Source organism: Aeromonas enteropelogenes, from assembly GCF_000819845.1.
Lineage (GTDB): Bacteria > Pseudomonadota > Gammaproteobacteria > Enterobacterales > Aeromonadaceae > Aeromonas > Aeromonas enteropelogenes.
Genome location: NZ_CDCG01000006.1, coordinates 97,637 through 112,646, shown reverse-complemented (window position 1 = coordinate 112,646; position 15,010 = coordinate 97,637). Strand labels below are relative to the sequence as shown.

Sequence of the window (15,010 nt, the reverse complement as noted above, 5' to 3'; positions counted from 1 at the left end):
ATAAACAAAAGCCGCGGGTCGTGAGACTCGCGGCTTTTTCATTGCCTCGTTGGTAGCGTTTACTGGCGCCAGAATGAGGGGAAGAAGAGCACGGCGACGGTCAGGATCTCGAGGCGCCCCAACAGCATGCCGAACGACATCAACCACTTGGCCGAATCGGGCAGGCTGGCGAAGTTGGTGCTGGGACCGACCACAGGTCCCATCCCGGGGCCCACGTTGGCCACCGCCGTGATGGCGCTGGAGATGGCGGTGAGCGGGTCCAGCCCGATGGCGCCGAGCAGGGCGGCGATCACCAGTATGATGGCGAAGTAGGCCAGCACGAAGGAGATCATGGAGCGGATGATGGCGTCATTGACGGTGCGGCCGTTGTATTTTTGTGGAAACACCGCGGAGGGGTGCATCAGCTGGCGCATCTGCTTCTTGAACAGGGCAAAGGCAACCTGGATCCGGAATATCTTCAGCCCCCCTGCCGTCGAGCCGGAGCAGGCCCCCAGCGCCAGCAGCACGATGAAGAGAATGCTGGTGAGCGGCCCCCAGGTGCCGAAGTCGCCGAGGCCGTAACCCGTGGTGGTGAGTACAGAGACGATATTGAAGCTGCTGATGCGCAGGGCATCCCAGAAATCGAATACGTCCCGCTGCCACAGGTAGAGGGTCATGATGAGGGTGACCCAGACCACCAGCCAGAAGAAGCCCCGTACCTGGGCATCCTTGAACAGGCTGTAGTCCCTGTGATTGAGGCTCTGCACATAAAGCAGGAAGGGCAGGCCGCCCAGGAACATGAAGACGGTACCGATCCAGTGGGCAGAGGGGGAGAAGTGGGACATGGATTGGTCAGAAGTGGAGTAGCCGCCGGTACTCAGGGTAGTCATGGCGTGATTGACCGCCTCAAACATGGTCATGCCGCTCGCCCAGTAGGCCATGAAGCAGAGCATGGAGAGCACCAGATAGACCACGACGATATTGTTGGCCACCGTTTTGGCGCGCGGGGCGCTCTTGTCGGACCAATCCGAGCTTTCGGTCTGGAACAGCTTCATGCCTCCGACGTTGAGGTAGGGCAGTACCGCTACCGCCATCACGATGAAACCGACCCCGCCGAGCCACTGCAGTATGGATCGCCACAAGAGGATGCTATGGGCCATGTTGTCGAGCCCGGAGAGCACAGTGGATCCGGTCGTCGTCACTCCCGACATGGTCTCGAAGTAGGCGTCAACAAACGTGATGTGAGTGATGAAAACGAACGGCAAGGCGCCGAAGACGCAGGCCACCACCCAGACCGAGGTGGTGAGCAGAAACATCTCCCGTACGCCGAGGTGAAACTCCGCCTTGCGGCCATAGTGGAGGCAGAGCAGGGCGGCGCCATGGGTGATGAGCACCGACTTGAGAAATTCGACGAAGCCTTCGGAGCCGGTCAGCAGTGCCAGCAGGGTGGGCAGCCACATGAAGAGCGCCAGCTTGGAGAGCACCAGTCCGAGGGTGAAGATGATAGGTCGCAGCTTGATCATGCCGGATAACCTGGTCGTTGATTAAAAAAAGACCCGGACCATTCCCTTGGAGGAAGCAGGCCGGGTCGGATTTGGCTGTTTGTACGCATTTGAACGTTACAGGAAGAAGGGGCTTGGCTGGAACAGTCGCTCCACTTCCGGAATGTACTTCTTGTCCACCAGGAACATGACCACATGGTCATCTTGCTGGATCTGCGTGCGGTCGTGGGCGATCAGTACTTCATCTCCCCGAACCACGGCACCGATAGTGGTGCCGGGCGGCAGCTTGAGCTCGCCCACCGTCTTGCCCACCACCTTGGAGGTGTTCTCGTCGCCGTGGGCGATGGCCTCGATGGCCTCGGCGGCACCGCGGCGCAGGCTGTAGACGTTGGCGATATCAGCCCGTCGCACATGGGTCAGCAGGGCCGAAATGGTGGCCTGCTGGGGCGAGATAGCGATGTCGATGGAGCCACCCTGCACCAGATCCACGTAGGCGCCGCGCTGGATCAGCACCATGGTCTTCTTGGCGCCCATCTTCTTGGCGAGCAGGGCCGACATGATGTTGGCCTCGTCCTCGTTGGTCACCGCGATGAAGACGTCGATTTGGTCGATGTGCTCCTCGGCCAGCAGTTCCTGATCCGCCGCATCGCCGCAGAAGACGATGGTGTTTTCCAGCAACTCGGAGAGCTGCTCGGCCCGCTTCAGGTTGCGCTCGATGAGCTTGACGCTATAGCGCTTCTCCAGCTGGCGAGCGAGGCCGGCGCCGATATTGCCGCCCCCGACGATCATGATGCGCCGGTAGGGGCTCTCGAGTCGCTGCAGCTCCGACATCACGGCACGGATATGGCCAGCGGCGGCGACGAAGAAGACCTCGTCATCCGCTTCTATGATGGTGGTGCCTTGCGGGCGGATGGGGCGTCCCTGACGGAAGATGGCAGCCACCCGGGTCTCGATGTTGGGCATGTGTTCACGCAGGGTGGAGAGGGCATTGCCCACCAGCGGGCCGCCGTAGTAGGCCTTGACCGCCACCAGGCCGACCCGGCCACCGGCGAAATCCACTACCTGCAGAGCCCCCGGATATTCGATGAGGCGCCGCACATAGTCGGTCACCAGTTGCTCGGGGGCGATCAGGTGATCCACCGGCACGGATTCCGGCAAGAACAGACGATCCCGCTCGGTCAGATAGGCCGGCGAGCGGATCCGCGCCACCTTGTTCGGCGTGTTGAACAGGGAGTAGGCCACCTGGCAGGCGATCATGTTGGTTTCGTCGCTGTTGGTGACGGCTACCAGCATGTCGGCATCCTGGGCCCCAGCCTCGCGCAGCACCTTGGGGTGGGCGCCGTGGCCATTGACCACCCGCAGATCGAACTTGTCCTGCAACTCGCGCAGCCGCTCGCTGTCGGTGTCGACGATGGTGATGTCGTTGTTCTCCCCGGCCAGGTTCTCGGCCAGGGTGCCGCCGACCTGGCCGGCGCCCAAAATGATGATCTTCATACGGACCGTTTACTCACGTTGGTGCGGTAAAAGGGGCCGCCAGCACAGGCCAGGCGGGACTCCAGAATGATGCCGGACATGCCGGGCTCACTGCTTGATCAGCTTGGCATAGTAGAAGCCGTCCATTTCGGCCTCGCCCGGCAGGAACTGACGCCCCGGGCACTCCGGCGTGTCTTGGGCGTGCAGCGGCACCAGGGTGGCATCCGGCGTCGCCGCCAGGAAGGCGCGGATCTGTTCGCGATTTTCCTCCGGCAGTACGGAGCAAGTTGCGTAGAGCAGGGTACCGCCGCTCTTCAGCTTTGCCCAGAGTGCGTTGAGGATGCGGCGCTGCAGCTCGGCCAGTTCACGGATGTCCTGATCCCGGCGCAGCCACTTGATGTCGGGGTGACGGCGGATGACGCCGGTCGCGGAGCAGGGAGCATCCAGCAGGATTCGATCAAACTGCCCCTCTGGCCACCACTGTTCCGGCGCGCTGGCATCGCCGTGGATCACTTGGGCGGTGAGGCCGATGCGCTCCAGGTTTTCCCGTACTCGAGTCAAGCGATGTTCGTCGGCATCGACCGCGACAACGCCTGCCAGCTTGGGCTGGCGCTCCAGCAGGTGTGCTGTCTTGCCGCCGGGGGCGGCGCAGGCATCCAGCACCCACTCACCCGGCTGCGGGTCGAGCAGGGCTGCGGCCTGCTGGGCCGCACCATCCTGTACCGAGCAGTCACCCACCTCGAAACCGGGTAGCTTGGTCACGTCGCAGGGGCGTTCCAGCAGGATGCAATCCTCACCCTCTTCACCAGCCACCGCATTGATGCCGGCTTCGGCCATGCGTGCCAGCATCTGGTCGCGGTTCTGGCGCTGGTTATTGTTGCGGATCCACATGGGCGGGCGCTGGTTGTTGGCCTCCATGATGAATTCCCACTCGTCGGGATAGGCCTGACGCAGGCGCTTGGTGAGCCACTCGGGATGACCGAGGCGAATACTGGGGACGCGGTCGATGCGCAGCAGAATGACTTCGGCGCTGCGCTGGAAGTTGCGCAGCACGCCGTTGATGAGGCCGCGCAAGGAAGATCCCTTGAGCAGCTTGACGGCATTGACGGTCTCGGCCACGGCGGCGTGGGCCGGAATGCGGGTGTAAATGAGCTGGTAGAGGCCGACCAGGATCAGGTAGTGAAAGATGCGGCTCTTGTTCTTGAGCGGTTTGTCCATCATCTCTCCGACCGCCGCATCGAGGCGGGGCAGCCAGCGCAGGGTGCCGTAGCAGAGTTCTTGCAGGAGGGCGCGATCGCGAGGCGCAACCTTCTCTTGGGCAGCAGGCAGTACGGCTGAGAGGGACTGGCCCTGATCCAGCACCTGTTGAATGACGAGAGCGGCCTGTGCACGTGTTTTCATATGATTACCTTAAATGCGCAAGTCGGGGCCTGAGCCCCGCTTGTTTCAATTTAATTGCGTGCCGGGTTCAAACCAGTCGCGGCGAGAGTTGAGCAGATCCGTGACGGACATGGCTTTCTTGCCGGGCGGTTGCAGGGTCAGCAGGCGCAGCACACCCTTGCCGGTGGCGATGTCGATTCCCTGCTTGTCGGCCTTGAGCAGGGTGCCGGCCGGTTGGCCGTGTTCGTGCTCGATGACCTCGGCCTGCCACACCTTGATGGTCTGGCCGGCGACCTCGCACCAGCTGATGGGCCAGGGATTGAAGGCGCGGATGCAGCGCTCGATGGCGACGGCATCCAGCGTCCAGTCGATGCGGGCCTCCTCCTTGGAGAGCTTCTGGGCATAGTTGGCCAGGGCATCGTCCTGCGGCTCGGCGGTCGTGTTGCCGGCTGCCATGGCATCGACGGTATCGACCAAGGCTTGTGGGCCCAGCTCGGCCAGCTTGTCATAAAGGCTGGTGGAGGTCTCGTCGGCTGCGATGGGGCAGCTCACCTTGCGGATCATGGCGCCGGTATCCAGCCCCACATCCATCTGCATGATGGTCACGCCGGTCTCGGCATCGCCAGCCCAGATAGCACGCTGAATAGGAGCAGCACCACGCCAGCGCGGCAGCAGGGAGCCATGCACATTGATGCAGCCGAGGCGGGGGGTATCGAGCACGGCCTTGGGCAGGATCAGGCCATAGGCCACCACGACCATCAGATCGGCGCCCAGTGACGCCAGTTCAGCTTGCGCCTCTTCGTTGCGCAGGGAGGCGGGCTGGTAGACCGGCAGATTATGGGCGAGGGCCAGTTCCTTGACCGGGCTGGCGGTGAGTTTCTGGCCGCGGCCGGCCGGCTTGTCCGGCTGGGTGTAAACGGCGACGACCTCATGGTCGGAAGACAACAACGCCGCCAGGTGACGGGCGGCGAAGTCGGGAGTACCGGCAAAAATCAGTTTCAACTTATTCAATGCAGCAGATCCTCAAAGGGCTTTGCGATCTTCTCGGGCCATTTTTTCCAGCTTCTGGCGGATGCGCTGGCGCTTGAGCGGCGACAAGTAATCCACAAAGAGTTTGCCCATCAGATGATCCATCTCATGCTGGATGCAGATGGCGAGCAGATCGTCGGCCTCCAGTTCAAAGGGCTTGCCGTGACGATCCAGAGCCCGGATCTTGACCTGTTCGAAACGGGGAACCAGAGCCCGGCTGCCCGGGACGGAGAGGCAGCCTTCTTCGATACCAGTGCTGCCACTCTGCGCAATTATCTCCGGGTTGATCAATACCAGAGGATGTTCACGGTTTTCAGAGACATCGATCACTATGATGCGCTGATGAATGTCGACCTGAGTCGCGGCCAAGCCAATGCCTTCCTCCGCGTACATGGTTTCGAACATATCATCTACAATCTGTTGTAACTCGGGTGTAAAGGTCTCGACAGGGGCTGCGATTGTACGCAGACGCTCATCGGGGAAACGCAATACATCTAGAATGGCCATAGTTTTTTCTTTAGTTTCGTATAAATGCAGTCAATATTGGCGTAATTCTAGTCATTTACGCCGACAAAAAACAGCAACACTTTGCGCGCAGAAGTAACAGGGAGTGTTATGTATCTGAAGCAAACCATCTTTGCCTGCCTGCTGGCCACCGTGAGTCAGGGCATTCTGGCCGATCAGCTGAAGCTGAAAGCAGGCTACCCCGAGAGCTATGTGGTGCAGAAAGGAGACACCCTGTGGGATATCTCCGGCAAGTATCTGGCCGAGCCCTGGCTCTGGCCCCGTCTTTGGAACATCAATCCGCAGATTGCCAATCCGCACTGGATCTACCCCGGTGATGTGCTGCACCTGAGCTGGGTCAATGGCGAACCACGCTTGGGCAAAGCGACGCAGGGGGGCAAGCAGGTCATCCGTCTCAGCCCCAAGAGCCGTTACGAGAACAAGGCCAACCCGATTCCCACGCTGCCCATCAGCGAGATAGGCCCCTTCCTGCAAACCGATCATATTCTGGCGGACACTCGCCAGCAGAAGAGCTTGCCTTATGTGCTGGGGTCGGACAAGAAACATATTGGCATGCTGGAGGGGGATACCCTCTACGTGCAAGGGGATCTGGTTCCGGGCCAGAATTATGGCATCTATCATCCCGGCGTCATCTACAAGGATCGCGAAACGGGTGAATTGCTTGGCCAGGAAGCGATTTTTGCTGGCACGATCCGTGCCGTGGCCCGCCTGGATGGCAACCGGACCGAGGCAACCCTCACCCATAACCAGCGTGAAGTCATGCAGGGTGACAAGGTGATGGTATTGCCCGAGCAAGAGAGCCTGCCCGCGGTATTTATGCCCAAGGCTGCGCCGACCATTACCCCTGGCTATATTGTTGACTTGCCAAACAAAACGCGCGGTGGTGGCAAATTTGATGTGGTGCTCATCAACAAGGGAAGCCGGGATCTGCTGGCGGCGGGGGATGTGCTGGACATACGTCGCCCGGGGGCTGGATTGGTGACCAAGAATGGCAAGGTGCAGTACAGAGAGCTGTCATCTGTCTATGACAAGGTGTTTCACAGCAACAACCGCAAAGCGGCTCTGCCTTCTGAAGCCATTGCCAGAGTCATGTTGTTCAAGGTGTATGACAAGCTGAGTTACGGTCTCATCATGCAGAGCAACGACATGGTGAGTTCGGGTTATCAGGTTACCCATTTCTGAGGTGAACTATCCCGACGGGCGGCTGGCCCTCTGGCTGACATTGGAAGCCGTCACGGGTATTGGCCCCGTGACGGCTTCTCGTTTGCTGGAACGGGTGGGTGGCGACATCCTGACATTGTTTGAGAGCGATGAAGCCAGTCTGCATGGCATGGGACTCTCCTCCGAGCAGATCAGACAGTTAAGATGGCCATCACCGGTTGTTGAAGGGGGGCTGAGGTGGGCCAGTGATCCCGGTAATCATCTTGTTCCTTGTGATCATCCTGCCTACCCGGTCTTGCTGGGGGAAATCCCGGCGGCACCCTTGCTGCTCTATTGTCGTGGCGATTTGTCAGCCTTGGCATTGCCGCAGCTGGCCATGGTCGGCACACGTCATCCTACCTATGCCGGCAAAGACAATGCAGTGCGTCTGTGTGCAGAGCTGGTAACGTGCGGGCTGGCGATAACCTCAGGATTGGCACTGGGGATCGATGGCGTCTGTCATCAGCAGGCCTTGACGAGTGGCGGTGTCACACTTGCCGTATTGGGCTCCGGTCTTGACTGCATCTATCCCAAGCGTCATCAGGGGCTGGCGGTTAGTATCCTGGAGCGTGGTGGTTTGCTTATCTCCGAGTTTGCGCCGGACAAGGGGCCGCTTGCCGAGCATTTTCCTCGCCGTAATCGCATTATCAGCGGCCTCTCTTTGGGGACTCTGGTGGTGGAGGCGACCGAGCAGAGTGGCTCGCTGATCACCGCTCGTTATGCGCTTGAGCAGGGGCGCGAGGTTTTTGCGGTTTCCGGTGCCCCTCAAAATGAACAAGCGACGGGCTGCAACAGATTAATTCAACAAGGTGCCAAACTTGTGCTGAATGCAGCCGATATAGTGGAAGAGCTGCCCATGTTGATGGGATCTTGGCAAAGGCAACGAGTGGCTCCTTCGTCACAGATTAATAGCGAATTGCCTTATGCCGATTTGTTGGATAACGTAGGTTATGAGACCACGAGCGTGGATACCGTCGCCGAACGGGCTCAGCTCCCTGTCGAAGTGGTACTGGGCAGGTTGGTGGAGCTGGAACTGGCCGGGGCAGTGATGGCGGTAGCCGGTGGATACGTCAGAACGAGGAGGGCGAATCATGTTTGATGTATTGATGTACCTTTTCGAGACCTACATCCACAGCGATGCAGATGTGATGGTGGAACAGGACGAGCTCACCGACGAGTTGAGCCGTGCCGGTTTCGACAAAGACGAGATCGAAAAAGCGCTCAGCTGGCTGGAGCGGCTGGCCAATCTGCATGATAGCGAGCGGGAGGTGTACGTCACCGCCAGCGCGCAAGGCTCGATGCGTATCTACGCCCCGCAAGAGCTAGCACGCCTCAGCACAGAATGTCGTGGCTTCCTGCTCTTCCTGGAGCAGGCTCAGGTACTGAATGCCGAAACCCGTGAAATCTGCATCGAGCGCCTGCTCGAGCTGGACAAGCCGGATATCGAGCTGGATGACCTGAAATGGGTTGTCATGATGGTGCTGTTCAACGTCCCCGGCAGTGAAAACGCTTATCAGCAGATGGAAGAGCTGGTGTTTGACGAGTCAGACGGCGTCATCCACTGACAGTCCGCCGCCGCGCTGGTAGAATCTGGAACATCTGGATTTCAAGGCGCGGCACATGTCAAAAATCGATCACCACCTCTTCTCTGCCCATGAGCATGCGTTCGAGCGCGAGCCCTGCCCGCAATGTGGCGCCGAGCTGGTGATCCGTCAGGGCAAACATGGCTTGTTTCTTGGCTGCTCCGCCTACCCTTCCTGCGACTATATCCGCTCCCTGACGCCATCCGGTCGCGACATAGAGAAAGTGCTCGAAGGTTCGGCCTGCCCAGATTGTGGTCATCCCCTGGCGATCAAAAAGGGGCGTTATGGCTTGTTTGTGGGATGCACCCAGTATCCGGCCTGCCAGCATATCGAATCCCTGCAGGAAAGCGATGACACCCAGATCCTGTGTCCTGATTGTGGCAAGGGGCATCTGGTGAGCCGAACCTCCCGCTATGGCAAGCAGTTTTACTCCTGTGATGCTTACCCCCATTGCAAATATGTGGTGAACGACAAACCCATCCCCATGCCATGTCCCGAGTGTGGTTGGGGCATCATGGTGGAGAAAAAAGTGAGGGGGGCGTTGCGCTGGGTGTGCCCGCAGAAGAAATGTGGCCATCAAAGTGAGCGATTATAAGTCCGCTGCACAACCAAGTTGCAGCATTGCTAGTAAATTCAATTCCTTAGGTTAGTGTAATACCTGCCATACATAGCCTTTCATTAACGTATCAATGGGTTCTGATCCAACCTTTCCCGTAATGCAGACTGCTTTCGATAAGCTCAACTCGTTTGAGATCAAGGCTGCAGTCAGCGTCATCTCCGTACTCTGCCAGTCATCTCCCAGTCGGTGACCGACCTAGAGGCCCGTGGCTGCCAGGTCTCAATATGTGCCATTGGCCGAGCGGTTCAGCAGACAGGTCATTGCCGGCATCGCGCCCGCTCCATGATGGGGGGTCCCATCGATAGTGGTTTACTCAAAGAGCTGGTTGCTCAGATGCTGGTGGTGAGGGATGATGCGTGGGCAGCCAAGGGTGTGCCAAACGCCAGCTCAAGGTCGAGGAGAAGGTAGCCAGGGATGCGGCACTGCAAGTACGACTCAACGTAGATTAAATGATGTGACTGTTATCCGATTGAGCGCTATTTTCCTCTCTGGAAAGGAGATCACAGCGGTGGCTGTCATGTAACAGGTTCAACCCAATGATGAGGTGGCAGCCCGACTGCCGCATGTGTTATGTCCAATGAATTTGAACTCGCCGTTGCCGCCCTTCGCCAGGAAGGGGTGATTGCCTATGCCACCGAGGCCGTATTTGGTTTGGGTTGTGATCCTGATTCCGAGCCGGCGGTCCAGCGCTTGCTGGCCATCAAGCAACGTCCGGTGGAGAAGGGCCTTATCCTGATCGCAGCCGAGCTGGCGCAGTTGCAGGATTATATCGACCTGGATCAGCTGAGCGATGAACAGCGTCAACGGGTTGAAGAGAGCTGGCCTGGCCCCTTTACCTGGATCATGCCCGCCAAACCAAATACCCCTTCATGGTTGACTGGCCAGTTCAATACTCTGGCTGTTCGGGTGACGGCACATCCTCAGGTGCAGGCCCTGTGCCGTGCTTTTGGCAAGCCGCTGGTCTCTACCAGTGCCAACCTGACCGGTGAGGAGCCTGCCCGCCGAGTGGCGGATATCGGAGAATTGCTGGCAAGTCAGCTGGCCTATATTCTGCCCGGAGAGGTTGGTGGTCAGGCGAATCCATCAGAAATCAAGGATGCCAGAACCGGCGCCATCATCCGGGCTTCCTGACCCGGGTGGTGAACCTGGCTTGGCTATGACGGGCGTCGAGGGCGCCACAATCGCACAATAACAAGGACAGGGCGAACAGATCCTGCCTCACTGGAGACAAGATGAGCAAACCGGATGTGGTCAAGGTCAAGGCCTTCCTGTTGCAGCTACAGGACGAAATCTGTCGTGGTCTGGAACAGGCCGATGGCACTGGACACTTTGTTGAGGATGCCTGGCTGCGCGAGGGGGGCGGCGGTGGCCGTACCCGGGTGCTGCGCCATGGCGCCGTCATTGAGCAGGGTGGGGTCAACTTCTCCCACGTGTATGGTGATGCGATGCCGGCATCGGCGACTGCCCATCGTCCCGAGTTGGCAGGGCGCCGGTTCGAAGCCATGGGGGTGTCGCTGGTGATCCACCCGCACAACCCCTATGTGCCGACCAGTCATGCCAATGTCCGGTTTTTCATTGCCGAGAAAGAGGGTGAAGAACCCATCTGGTGGTTCGGGGGCGGTTTCGATCTGACGCCGTTTTACCCGTTCGAAGAGGATGTGCGGCACTGGCATCAGATATCCCATGATCTTTGCCAGCCCTTTGGCGAGGAGATTTACCCCGAGTTCAAGGCGTGGTGTGACCGCTATTTCTATCTCAAGCATCGCAACGAGACACGTGGGGTAGGAGGCCTCTTCTTCGATGACTTGAATCGTTGGCCGTTTGCCGACTGTTTCGCCTTCATGCAGGCGGTGGGCCGAGGCTATCTCGAGGCTTATCTGCCGATTGTCGAGCGACGCAAGGCCTTGCCCTATGGTGAGCGGGAGCGAGAATTCCAGCTCTACCGACGTGGCCGCTATGTAGAGTTCAACCTGGTTTATGACCGTGGCACCTTGTTCGGGTTGCAGACAGGGGGGCGCACCGAATCCATCCTGATGTCGATGCCGCCTCTGGCGCGCTGGGAATATGACTGGCAGCCTGCTGCAGGTAGCCCGGAGGCCCTGCTCTACAGCGATTACCTCACACCTCGAGAGTGGCTGTGACAAAAGGGGCCGCCTGCGGCCCCTTTCTGTTGCCGAGATTCGGCTTGTCCCTGAGAGGGAAAACCCGTTAAATCGGGACATCGCCCTCTGCTGGAATGCTTTGATGGATCATTATCTGGTTTTTGGCCACCCGGTGCGCCATAGCAAATCTCCCTTCATCCACACCCTGTTTGCCAGACAGACTCAACAAGAGTTGGAATATGGGCTGGCCGAGCCTGCCGTCGATCAATTTGCCGCGGCCTTGCACGATTTTTTTGTCCAGGGGGGCAAGGGGTGCAACGTCACGGTGCCATTTAAAGAGCAGGCGTTCGCATTGGTGAATCAACTGAGCCCTCGGGCCAAGCGGGCCGGGGCCGTCAATACCATCAAGCTGACTGACGATGGTGTGTTGCTTGGAGACAATACCGACGGCGCCGGCCTGGTAGCCGACCTGAAATCCCATGGGGTGTCTCTGGCTGGTTGCCGGATCTTGTTGCTGGGTGCAGGTGGCGCGGCTCGTGGGGCCTTGGCGCCGTTATTAGCAGAACAACCACGCGAACTGGTGATTGCCAACCGTACTCACGCCAGAGCCGAACAGCTGGCTGCCGAGTTTAGTGATTTGGGCACGGTAACGGCGCAAACTTATGAACAGCTGAGCGGATCTTTCGATCTTGTCATCAATTCAACCTCTGCCAGTTTGCAAGGTGAGTTGCCTCCGCTGTCGCCTGCCCTGATCCATGCTGATATCGCCATCTATGACATGATGTATGGTGCTACGGACACGCCTTTCATCACCTGGGCCAGGCAACAGGGGGCCCGTCATACCATGGACGGACTGGGCATGCTGGTGGAGCAAGCCGCAGAGGCGTTCACCGTGTGGCGTGGCATCCGGCCAGGTACTAAACAAGTATTGAGAGAGCTGAAGCGTAATCTGGGGATCCTATGAACCAAGGTATTTTTTTTCCCGACTTGATGGAGTGGCAAGCTCAAGAGCAGCGGGTGCACTTCCCGGCCCAGCAGATGGGTGCGCTGATCAATTGCTACATCAGCCGCCGCAGACTGGAGAAAATGACCGGGCTTGTACTGACGAAGGAAGATGACATAGTGCGGGCATTCGAAAGTGTGCGCTTTGACATTGAGGATATAGCGGAAAAACTCATTGAAGAACAAGAGTTTGGCGAAGATGGCGCCATCTATCTTTGATTTTTTCAAGTTTTTTTTCTTTGCGTCGGAACTTCCATGGCCCGCCGTGGACTAACTAGATAGTTGAGGAAGTGCTAGCTAGTCACCTTTATAACTCCCCGGTATTCGTACTGGGGATTTTTTTATCTAAATGAAAAATAAAGATTTTTTGTTCAATCTTGTGTTTGGAATTTAATTACATAAATTCCTTTCACTTTTTGCTGCTTTGTTGTACGATTCTCGGCGTAGGGTACAGAGGTAAGATGTTCTATCTTTCAGACCTTTTATTTCACGTAATTGAATGTGGCTGAATAGCAGCCCCGATGAGATTCTCGTCGGGGTGTTTTTTTATGCGCAGCATTTAGAGTAAATGCTTTAATTTGTCAGTGCATTTGTTAGAATGAGGTGCTTCTTGAGGAAATACCTATCGTCGTGGTTCTCAAGAATCAGCTTCTTCCCAATTTTTTGAACTTCTTGTTTCAGGCCGGGTGACAGCACTGTCATTCGGCCTCATTTTTATCCCGTCTCGTGCGTGCAATGTAATTAAATTACAATATTGTCTTTTTAGATGATTTTATTACTTCTTGCACGCACCAGTGTGAAAACGATATCAGAATTTTGAAATGTTAATTCTCTTTGAGAATTAAATCTCTATCTATCTGATAATTAAGGATGACTCTGTTGATGCGACTAAGGGGTGGGGATAGGGAGAAAGAATGGAGAGAAAATATCAATCTGAAACCCTTTCAATCAGCGGAGGGGGATCTCCGCCAATTGCAAGGAAAGACGAGGAGCGGATTACTCCTCGCTAGACTCCTGTTCGTCGGCATCGACGAGACCTTCATCCGCACCGGCCAGATACCAGTCGGTCAGGGTCTTCGCCAGCTTTTCTACGCCGATATTGCTGAGTGACGAGAAGGCTTCCACCTGGATCTGCGGACCCAGGCTGGCAACAGCTTGACGTACCTTGATCACCTGATTGTTGCGGGGGCCCGGGCTCAATTTGTCCGCCTTGGTCAGCAGCAGCATTACCGGCAACTCGCGGTGAGTACTCCACTCCAGCATATTCATATCGGTGTCTTTGAGCGGGTGGCGAATGTCCATCAGGATCACCAGTCCTTTCAATGACTCACGACGCTGCAGATACTCTGCCAGTGACTTTTGCCACTTGAGCTTCATTTCCAGCGGAACCTGGGCATAACCATAGCCTGGCAGGTCGACCAAGCGTTTGCCCGGTTCCAGTTCGAACAGATTGATGAGCTGGGTACGACCTGGGGTCTTACTGGTCCGAGCCAGGTTCTTGTGTTTGGTCAAGGTGTTCAAAGCAGATGACTTGCCGGCATTGGAACGGCCTGCAAACGCGATCTCGACACCCCCATCATTTGGCAGGTGGCGGATGTCGGGTGCGCTGGTCACAAAATGCACCTTATTGAAATTCAGAATTTGTGTATCCAACGTAAATTCCCTATGGAGATAGAGGGTTATGGAGTTACTTTTTTGTAAAATAGTGTAAAATGGCGTCGCTTAAACGCGTTTATTTTAACATGCCTTCAGCGGCATGGGATCTGGAAGCCTAATAACGAAAAGTTGGAACGCCATGAAGAACCTAGTCATTACTCTTGCTCTGATGGTTGGCGTAACGGGGATGGCACAAGCCACAGGCGATGCCGCTGCGGGACAGACCAAGGCTGCCGTTTGTGCGGCTTGTCATGGACCGGACGGAAACAGCCTGGTTGATATGTACCCCAAAATTGCTGGTCAGCACGCATCATATATCAAAAAGCAGTTGATTGAACTCAAGGCAGCCGCTTCCGGCCAAACTGGTCGGGTCGCGCCCGTGATGGGGCCGATGGCATTGCCTTTGTCTGAACAGGACATGGATGATCTGGCGGCTTATTTCTCCAGCCAGAAGGTGACGCCGATCGCCGTCCCTGACGATGTCGTCGAAGCAGGCAAGGCTCTCTATATGGGAGGTGACTTGAGTCGTGGTTTGGCTGCCTGTACCGCCTGTCATGGTCCGCGCGGTTCCGGAGTTGAGCAGGCCAAGTATCCGAATTTGTCCGGGCAGCATCCGGCTTACATCAAGGATCAGTTGACCAAGTTCCGTGCTGGCACTCGGGATAACGATCCGAATGGCATGATGCGCGATGTGGCCAAGAAACTGACCGATCAAGATATCGATGTGTTGTCCAAGTATATTGCCGGACTGCACTGATTAGACGATTGCATTGTAGGGTTGCATAACGGGGAGCTTCTGCTCCCCGTTGTTTTTGCTTTCACCTTTCCATTCTCGTAATAGTCCTTGTTGTTTGTAAGAGATCTTCCATTTATCGGGTCGGCCAAGGCTCAAATATCTCTGTGTCTTTTCAAATAGCCTCAATTAATCATGTAGTTAAATTGAAAATGCACTTTTATGAT

The 15,010-nt window shown here is 57.1% G+C and carries 15 protein-coding genes; 9 read left to right on the top strand and 6 right to left on the bottom strand.

Annotation, left to right across the window (positions count from 1 at the left end; translation table 11 throughout):
• Positions 1 to 59: 59 nt before the first annotated feature.
• The 5 genes from BN1123_RS03110 to def all read right to left on the bottom strand — a co-directional run bounded on the left by BN1123_RS03110 (position 60) and on the right by def (position 5,870).
• A complete protein-coding gene (locus BN1123_RS03110; protein WP_042025291.1) occupies positions 60 to 1,502 on the bottom strand; it encodes a TrkH family potassium uptake protein in 1,443 nt (480 codons plus the stop codon).
• Positions 1,503 to 1,598: 96 nt separating this feature from the next.
• Positions 1,599 to 2,975 carry a Trk system potassium transporter TrkA gene (gene trkA, locus BN1123_RS03105; protein WP_042025290.1) on the bottom strand — a complete coding sequence of 459 codons (1,377 nt, stop codon included), beginning with the start codon at positions 2,973 to 2,975 and terminating at the stop codon, positions 1,599 to 1,601.
• 87 nt (positions 2,976 to 3,062) lie between these two features.
• Positions 3,063 to 4,355: a 16S rRNA (cytosine(967)-C(5))-methyltransferase RsmB gene (gene rsmB, locus BN1123_RS03100; RefSeq protein WP_042025289.1), complete on the bottom strand. Its 1,293-nt coding sequence runs from the start codon at positions 4,353 to 4,355 to the stop codon at positions 3,063 to 3,065.
• Between the two features lie 45 nt (positions 4,356 to 4,400).
• A complete protein-coding gene (fmt, locus tag BN1123_RS03095) occupies positions 4,401 to 5,345 on the bottom strand; it encodes a methionyl-tRNA formyltransferase (RefSeq protein WP_042025288.1) in 945 nt (314 codons plus the stop codon).
• Positions 5,346 to 5,357: 12 nt separating this feature from the next.
• The gene (def, locus tag BN1123_RS03090; protein ID WP_026456707.1) at positions 5,358 to 5,870 is read right to left on the bottom strand and encodes a peptide deformylase; all 513 of its coding nucleotides are present in this window, start codon (positions 5,868 to 5,870) and stop codon (positions 5,358 to 5,360) included.
• Between the two features lie 108 nt (positions 5,871 to 5,978).
• Here def and BN1123_RS03085 point away from each other — a divergent pair, with 108 nt between their 5' ends.
• The 8 genes from BN1123_RS03085 to BN1123_RS03050 all read left to right on the top strand — a co-directional run bounded on the left by BN1123_RS03085 (position 5,979) and on the right by BN1123_RS03050 (position 12,613).
• The gene (locus BN1123_RS03085) at positions 5,979 to 7,070 is read left to right on the top strand and encodes a LysM peptidoglycan-binding domain-containing protein (protein WP_042025287.1); all 1,092 of its coding nucleotides are present in this window, start codon (positions 5,979 to 5,981) and stop codon (positions 7,068 to 7,070) included.
• A gap of 1 nt (position 7,071) precedes the next feature.
• A complete protein-coding gene (gene dprA / locus BN1123_RS03080; protein WP_042025286.1) occupies positions 7,072 to 8,187 on the top strand; it encodes a DNA-processing protein DprA in 1,116 nt (371 codons plus the stop codon).
• A complete protein-coding gene (locus BN1123_RS03075) occupies positions 8,180 to 8,653 on the top strand; it encodes a DUF494 family protein (RefSeq protein ID WP_026456705.1) in 474 nt (157 codons plus the stop codon). The genes dprA and BN1123_RS03075 overlap by 8 nt, the downstream gene beginning before the upstream one ends.
• A gap of 55 nt (positions 8,654 to 8,708) precedes the next feature.
• Positions 8,709 to 9,266 (top strand): DNA topoisomerase family protein, encoded by a 558-nt coding sequence (locus BN1123_RS20675; RefSeq protein WP_026456704.1) that lies wholly within the window; start codon positions 8,709 to 8,711, stop codon positions 9,264 to 9,266.
• A gap of 594 nt (positions 9,267 to 9,860) precedes the next feature.
• Entirely contained in the window at positions 9,861 to 10,421 is a 561-nt protein-coding gene (locus BN1123_RS03065; RefSeq protein ID WP_042025283.1) for an L-threonylcarbamoyladenylate synthase type 1 TsaC, read from the top strand.
• Between the two features lie 101 nt (positions 10,422 to 10,522).
• Positions 10,523 to 11,431, top strand: coding sequence for an oxygen-dependent coproporphyrinogen oxidase (hemF, locus tag BN1123_RS03060; RefSeq protein ID WP_042025282.1), 909 nt, complete (start codon positions 10,523 to 10,525; stop codon positions 11,429 to 11,431).
• Positions 11,432 to 11,534: 103 nt separating this feature from the next.
• On the top strand, positions 11,535 to 12,356 hold the full coding sequence (gene aroE, locus BN1123_RS03055; protein ID WP_042025279.1) for a shikimate dehydrogenase: 822 nt from the start codon (positions 11,535 to 11,537) through the stop codon (positions 12,354 to 12,356).
• Entirely contained in the window at positions 12,353 to 12,613 is a 261-nt protein-coding gene (locus BN1123_RS03050) for a DUF1488 family protein (protein ID WP_042025278.1), read from the top strand. Before aroE ends, BN1123_RS03050 begins: the two co-directional genes overlap by 4 nt.
• A gap of 777 nt (positions 12,614 to 13,390) precedes the next feature.
• Here the strand turns inward: BN1123_RS03050 and yihA are convergent.
• Complete coding sequence (yihA, locus tag BN1123_RS03045) at positions 13,391 to 14,047, bottom strand: ribosome biogenesis GTP-binding protein YihA/YsxC (RefSeq protein WP_026456286.1); 657 nt, start codon at positions 14,045 to 14,047, stop codon at positions 13,391 to 13,393.
• A 142-nt stretch (positions 14,048 to 14,189) separates the two neighbouring features.
• Between yihA and BN1123_RS03040 the strand changes: the two genes are divergently transcribed.
• A complete protein-coding gene (locus BN1123_RS03040) occupies positions 14,190 to 14,807 on the top strand; it encodes a c-type cytochrome (RefSeq protein ID WP_026456285.1) in 618 nt (205 codons plus the stop codon).
• The last annotated feature ends 203 nt before the right edge of the window (positions 14,808 to 15,010 follow it).

Coding starts and splice junctions, on each gene's coding strand:
- BN1123_RS20675 (WP_026456704.1), top strand. CDS start 8,709: ATGTCAAAAATCGATCACCACCTCTTCTCTGCCCATGAGCATGCGTTC.
- BN1123_RS03050 (WP_042025278.1), top strand. CDS start 12,353: ATGAACCAAGGTATTTTTTTTCCCGACTTGATGGAGTGGCAAGCTCAA.
- BN1123_RS03110 (WP_042025291.1), bottom strand. CDS start 1,502: ATGATCAAGCTGCGACCTATCATCTTCACCCTCGGACTGGTGCTCTCC.
- def (WP_026456707.1), bottom strand. CDS start 5,870: ATGGCCATTCTAGATGTATTGCGTTTCCCCGATGAGCGTCTGCGTACA.
- BN1123_RS03065 (WP_042025283.1), top strand. CDS start 9,861: ATGTCCAATGAATTTGAACTCGCCGTTGCCGCCCTTCGCCAGGAAGGG.
- rsmB (WP_042025289.1), bottom strand. CDS start 4,355: ATGAAAACACGTGCACAGGCCGCTCTCGTCATTCAACAGGTGCTGGAT.
- BN1123_RS03075 (WP_026456705.1), top strand. CDS start 8,180: ATGTTTGATGTATTGATGTACCTTTTCGAGACCTACATCCACAGCGAT.
- aroE (WP_042025279.1), top strand. CDS start 11,535: ATGGATCATTATCTGGTTTTTGGCCACCCGGTGCGCCATAGCAAATCT.
- trkA (WP_042025290.1), bottom strand. CDS start 2,975: ATGAAGATCATCATTTTGGGCGCCGGCCAGGTCGGCGGCACCCTGGCC.
- BN1123_RS03040 (WP_026456285.1), top strand. CDS start 14,190: ATGAAGAACCTAGTCATTACTCTTGCTCTGATGGTTGGCGTAACGGGG.
- BN1123_RS03085 (WP_042025287.1), top strand. CDS start 5,979: ATGTATCTGAAGCAAACCATCTTTGCCTGCCTGCTGGCCACCGTGAGT.
- hemF (WP_042025282.1), top strand. CDS start 10,523: ATGAGCAAACCGGATGTGGTCAAGGTCAAGGCCTTCCTGTTGCAGCTA.